Annotated in this window: 6 protein-coding genes and 1 pseudogene; 6 read left to right on the plus strand and 1 reads right to left on the minus strand. The window is 65.5% G+C overall.

Annotated elements, in window-relative coordinates; genetic code table 11:
- Nucleotides 1–199: 199 nt before the first annotated feature.
- From AC1DS3_RS34115 to AC1DS3_RS34140, 6 genes and pseudogenes are all read left to right on the plus strand, one after another.
- Nucleotides 200–490 (plus strand): co-chaperone GroES, encoded by a 291-nt coding sequence (locus AC1DS3_RS34115; protein ID WP_441637313.1) that lies wholly within the window; start codon nt 200–202, stop codon nt 488–490.
- A 73-nt stretch (nt 491–563) separates the two neighbouring features.
- Nucleotides 564–2,201 (plus strand): chaperonin GroEL, encoded by a 1,638-nt coding sequence (gene groL, locus AC1DS3_RS34120; RefSeq protein ID WP_477109597.1) that lies wholly within the window; start codon nt 564–566, stop codon nt 2,199–2,201.
- A 473-nt stretch (nt 2,202–2,674) separates the two neighbouring features.
- On the plus strand, nt 2,675–3,241 hold the full coding sequence (gene msuE / locus AC1DS3_RS34125) for an FMN reductase (RefSeq protein ID WP_441637309.1): 567 nt from the start codon (nt 2,675–2,677) through the stop codon (nt 3,239–3,241).
- A 17-nt stretch (nt 3,242–3,258) separates the two neighbouring features.
- On the plus strand, nt 3,259–4,407 hold the full coding sequence (gene ssuD, locus AC1DS3_RS34130) for an FMNH2-dependent alkanesulfonate monooxygenase (protein WP_441637307.1): 1,149 nt from the start codon (nt 3,259–3,261) through the stop codon (nt 4,405–4,407).
- Nucleotides 4,408–4,761: 354 nt separating this feature from the next.
- Nucleotides 4,762–5,013: an acyl-CoA dehydrogenase family protein gene (locus tag AC1DS3_RS34135; protein ID WP_441637305.1), complete on the plus strand. Its 252-nt coding sequence runs from the start codon at nt 4,762–4,764 to the stop codon at nt 5,011–5,013.
- Nucleotides 5,014–5,037: 24 nt separating this feature from the next.
- Nucleotides 5,038–5,442, plus strand: a pseudogene (locus AC1DS3_RS34140) (acyl-CoA dehydrogenase); the annotation flags it as partial.
- A gap of 42 nt (nt 5,443–5,484) precedes the next feature.
- Here AC1DS3_RS34140 and AC1DS3_RS34145 read toward each other — a convergent pair.
- Nucleotides 5,485–5,802 (minus strand): ABC transporter permease subunit (locus AC1DS3_RS34145; RefSeq protein ID WP_477128911.1); only part of this gene is annotated, 318 nt, incomplete at its 5' end.

The following is a 5,802-nucleotide window of genomic DNA, read 5'->3' on the forward strand; positions in this document are numbered from 1 at the left end:
GTTTTTAGCAGCGCGGGCGGGTCGGCGCCTTCATGCCTGCTTCTAAGCAAATGCGAAACGATCAGTTGGCCGTGCATGCCGGCGCTTTCTATACTCAGCACTCACCGGCATCGAGTGCTGATTGCCAGCACGCAGCGCCACGTCGGCACCGACATCCGCCGTTAATGAACTTCTCTCTTCCTTTCTTCCTGGAGCCAGCATGAGCCTTCGCCCACTGCACGACCGCGTTCTCGTCAAACGGTCCGACAACGAAACCCGCACGCAATCCGGCATCGTCATTCCCGACAGCGCCGCCGAAAAACCGGATCAGGGCGAGGTGATCGCCGTCGGCCCGGGCCGGCGTAACGAAGCCGGCGAACGCATTGCACCGGACCTGCGCGCGGGCGACCGGGTGCTGTTCGGCAAGTACACGGGCCAGGCGGTGAAGGTCAACGGCGACGAACTGCTGGTGCTGCGCGAGGAAGACATCCTTGCCGTGGTCGAGCGCTGAATCGCAGCGCGTCCGCCAGCATCGATCCGAGATTTCCCGAACGAACCCGACAATCCAGACAGGACAGACAACAATGGCAGCAAAAGATGTAGTGTTCAGCGACGTGGCCCGCGCCAAGGTGGTCGAAGGCGTCAATATTCTCGCCAACGCGGTCAAGGTAACGCTGGGCCCCAAGGGCCGCAACGTGGTGCTGGAGCGCAGCTTCGGCAGCCCCACCGTGACCAAGGATGGCGTCTCCGTGGCCAAGGAGATCGAGCTCAAGGACAAGCTGCAGAACATCGGCGCGCAACTGGTCAAGGAAGTCGCTTCCCGCACCAGCGATAACGCCGGCGATGGCACCACCACCGCCACCGTGCTGGCGCAGGCCATCGTGCGGGAGGGCGTCAAGTACGTCGCGGCCGGGCTCAATCCGCAGGACCTGAAGCGCGGCATCGACAAGGCAGTGACGGCGGCCATCGAAGAGCTGCGCCGCATCAGCAAGCCGACCACCACCAGCCGCGAGATCGCGCAGGTCGGCACCATCTCGGCCAACGGCGAAAGCGCCATCGGCGAGCGTATCGCACAGGCCATCGACCGGGTCGGCAAGGAAGGCGTGATCACGGTGGAAGATGGCAAGTCGCTGGAAGACGAGCTTGAAGTCGTGGAAGGCATGCAGTTCGACCGCGGCTACCTGTCGCCGTATTTCATCAACAACCCCGACAAGCAGGTGGCGGTGCTCGAGCAACCCTACCTGCTGCTGGTGGACAAGAAGATCTCGAGCATCCGCGACCTGCTGCCGGTACTGGAGCAGGTAGCCAAGGCGGGACGTCCGCTACTGATCGTGGCCGAGGACGTGGAGGGCGAGGCACTGGCCACGCTGGTGGTCAACAATATCCGCGGCATCCTGAAGGCCGCCGCGGTCAAGGCTCCTGGMTTTGGCGACCGCCGCAAGGCACTGCTGGAAGACATCGCGATCCTGACCAGCGGCCAGGTGGTGTCGGAAGAGGTCGGGCTGTCGCTGGAAAAGATCGCGCTGGAGCAACTGGGCCAGGCCGGGCGCGTGGAAATCGGTAAGGAGAACACCATCATCATCGATGGCGCGGGCGACGCCGTGCAGATCCAGGCGCGGGTGAAGCGTATCCGCACCCAGATCGACGAGGCCAGCTCCGACTATGACCGGGAGAAGCTGCAGGAGCGCGTGGCCAAACTGGCCGGCGGGGTGGCCGTGCTCAAGGTCGGCGGTGCCACCGAGGTCGAGGTCAAGGAGAAGAAAGCCCGCGTGGAAGACGCGCTGCACGCCACGCGTGCCGCGGTGGAAGAGGGCATCGTGGCGGGCGGCGGCGTAGCGCTGATTCGTGCGCGCCAGGCTATCAAGGATCTGACGGGCATCAACCCGGACCAGCAGGCCGGCATCAAGATCGTGCTGCGGGCACTGGAGGAGCCGTTGCGCCAGATCGTTGCCAACGCCGGCGAAGAAGCCAGCGTGGTGGTGGCGCGCGTGGCTGAAGGGACGGGCAATTTTGGCTACAACGCGGCTACTGGTGAGTATGGCGACCTGGTGGAGGGCGGCGTGGTTGATCCGACCAAGGTCACGCGCACGGCTTTGCAGAATGCTGCCTCGGTGGCAGGCCTGATCCTTACCACTGATGCTGCGATCGTTGAACTGCCGAAGGATGAGGGGCAGCTCAGTGTGCCGGGCGCGGCTGGCGGAGGTGGTGGACTGGATTTCTGAGGCCATTGGCTGAAGACTGGTCCGGCAAGGCGTGAACGAAGAGGGCCCCGCAAGCGGGGTCCTCTTCGCTATGCGTTCTTCGTCGTATGGTTCGCGGGCTAGGGCAGGCACCTATCGTTGGTGCGCCCGGCAGGGTCCGAGTGGGATGCAAATCTCGCATGCCTATATGCGTTTCGCATGTCTATGCATAGATGAAATTCATCCTTCGGCGGCCAACTACGCTGCGCTATCGTAGGGCGCTTCTAAGCGTCTGCCTAAGACGGCGGGGGTGGGCGCGCTCCCGCGCCGTTGGGTGCGCAACAGCGGATCGGCAGAGTGCACGGCGAGGGCGGTACCGATCGCGTCAAGGAGGCCGAATCAGGCAAGAAACATGGCGATTCACGCGGGCCTGCTTCTTGTCTAATGCATTGCCGGCAACGAAATACGCCGCACGCGTGAATCCACAAATCATCGACATCGACAGGAGGTTTCCCATGGCTACACCGCTGAAAGTGGTCGCCGTCAACGGCAGCGCTCAGCAGCCCTCGCGCACGCTCGCGCTCGTGCAGGCACTGCTMGCGGAACTGGATAGCCGGCTGCTTTTGCAAAGCCATATTGTCAATCTCGGCGACATCGCGCGTCCGCTGGGTGCGGCGCTGTCGCGGGCAGAGTTGCCGGCCGAGATTGAAAGCGAGCTGGTCGCCATCGAGTCCGCCGACCTGCTGGTGGTGGCCGCGCCTGTGTATCGCGGTTCTTATCCTGGCCACTTCAAGCATCTTTTCGACCTGGTAGGGCAGGAGGCGCTGGTGGACAAGCCAGTGCTGCTRGGGGCCACGGGCGGCAGCGACCGCCACGCGCTGGTGCTGGAGCATCAGTTGCGGCCGCTGTTCGGCTTCCTGCAGGCGCTCACGCTGCCCATCGGCGTGTACGGCAGCCCGGGGGATTTCCAGAATTACCAGGTCAGCAGCGCGACGCTGGCCGAACGCATTCGCCTGGCCGCGGATCGTTGCGCGCCGTTGTTCGAAGCCAGCCGCAAATTGCTGCTGCAGCGTGCGGCTTGAAGGGGAGAACCGCGGCAATGAATGTCTTCTGGTTTCTTCCCACGCACGGCGATGGCCACTATCTCGGCACCACGGAGGGCGCGCGCCCCGTTTCGCTGGGTTATCTGAAGCAGATCGCGCAGGCGGCCGACAACCTGGGCTACTACGGCGTGCTGATTCCCACCGGCCGCTCCTGCGAGGATTCGTGGGTGATTGCCTCCGCGGTGGCGCCATGGACGGAGCGCCTGCGCTACCTGGTGGCAATCCGCCCTGGCATCATCTCGCCTACCGTGTCGGCGCGTATGGCCGCCACGCTTGACCGTATTACCAATGGCCGGCTGCTGATCAACGTCGTGACCGGCGGCGACCCGGACGAGAATCGGGGGGATGGCCTGTACCTTGACCACAGCCAGCGCTATGCCGCATCGGCCGAGTTCCTGCGCGTCTGGCGCCGCGTGCTGGAGGGCGAGGCTGTTCACTTCGATGGCGAGCATATCAAGGTGGAGAACGCCAAGGCGCTGTATCCGCCGGTGCAGCGGCCTTACCCGCCACTTTATTTTGGTGGTTCGTCGGATGAAGCGCACGACCTGGCCGCGGAACAGGTCGACGTGTATCTGACGTGGGGCGAGCCGCCCGAGGCCGTGGCGCAAAAGATCGCCGACGTGCGCGCGCGCGCCGCGCGCCTTGGCCGCAAAGTGCGCTTTGGCGTGCGCCTGCACGTGATCGTGCGGCGGACCAGCGAGGAAGCCTGGCGGGCCGCGGATGAACTGATCGCGCAGATCTCAGACGAAATGATCGCTGCCGCGCAAAAGTCCTTCTCGCGCTTCGACTCCGTCGGCCAGCGCCGGATGGCCGCGTTGCACGGCGGCCGCCGCGACCAGCTGGAAATCTATCCGAACCTCTGGGCCGGCGTGGGCCTGGTGCGCGGCGGTGCTGGCACCGCGCTGGTGGGCAACCCACGGGAAGTGGCCGCGCGGATCAAGGAATACGCGGACCTCGGCATCGAGAGCTTCATCTTCTCGGGCTACCCGCACCTTGAGGAAGCGTATCGCTTTGCCGAACTGGTGTTCCCGTTGCTGCCGGAGCCGTACGCCAGCCTAGGTCGCGGCGGCGCGACCAACCTGACGGGGCCGTTCGGCGAGATGATCGCCAACGACGTGCTGCCGGGCAGCAAGGCGTCGGCATGAGCCTGAGCGCCGGGTACCGCTGGACCCGCAACGCACGGCGCAGGCGCTGGCGCGCGACTTCGCGCAGAGCGCGGTGGAGTGCAACGTCGAAGGCGGCACCGCCCAAGGCCGAGCGCGATGCGTTGCGGGAGAGCCGGCTGCTGGCCCTGGCCATTCTCGTCGAGCTTGGCGGGCTGGGCGCAAGCTGGTCCGAGATGCCGGCCGTGGTGCGCATCCGGGTCCGCGCCGGACGACCCCGAAGCTGCCGCTGGCGAGCCTCGTGTGTTTGCCATCGTCATCTGAACCCGGATAACAAACTCATGCCAGAACTCAATCCTTCCCAGGCGGAACTCTCCGCCCGTTTCCACTCGATCGGTGCCGGCCAATGCGCCGGGCATCGACCGCATCGATGACTGGCGGGGTTTTGGCCAGCGCTTCACGGGCTCCGGCACCACGCGCTTCCGCGACGTTGCGGTGTCCAGCGAACAGGTGCTGAGCTTCCCGCGCAATGTGCCCACGTCCATCACGGCTTACGTCCAGCTGGTGCACCTGGCGACGCTCGCCGGCATCGCCCGGGCCATCGAGCGCGACGCCGCTGCCTTTGTGCGCGCGTGCAAGCGCGTCTAGAGCCATGGCAGCGGACGCACGCCCGCGGAAGATCCGCTGGTGCAGCAAGTGGCGGGCCACCTGGCCGGCGCGGCATTTGCCGCCACCGCCGCCACCGTCGCCGCCGTAGCGCAAGGCCTTGACGAGATCGATCGCCTGCGGCAGCGGGGTGAAGCCGTGCCAGCAAGCTTGCTGGACGATGTCGAGTTGCGTGCCGCCAAGGCGCAGGTTGTCGTGGCGGACCAGGTACTGGCGGCGGCTACACGGCTGGTCGATATCGGCGGCGCCTCCGCGCTGGATGAGGACCGTCGGCTGGATCGCCATTGGCGCAATGCCCGCACGCTGGCCTCGCATAACCCGACCCTTTACAAGGCAAGGGTGATTGAGGATCACGCCATCAATGGCACCGCGCCGGCCTACTACTGGTCGGTTGGGGCGAAGGCTGCCTGAACGCGACGCACGGGACGGGCGGGCAGTATTGCCCGCCCCGGCCTATCCACGGGTTTTGAGAAGCCGCACGCAGCGGTCGCCTGCCCACTGGATCGTGCTGACCAGCCCGATCAGCAGCACGATCACCACCACCATCACGGTCGTGTCGAACCGCTGGTAGCCATAGCGGATTGCAATATCCCCGAGCCCGCCGGCGCCCACCGCCCCCGCCATTGCCGACGCGCCGATCAAGGACACCACGGTAATCGTGAAGCCGCCAATGATCCCCGGCAATGCTTCCGGCAATAGCACGTGCCAGATGATATGCCAGCGCTGGCAGCCCATTGCCTGCGCCGCTTCGACCAGGCCGCGGTCCACTTC

The organism is Cupriavidus sp. 01L46 (assembly GCF_056399905.1).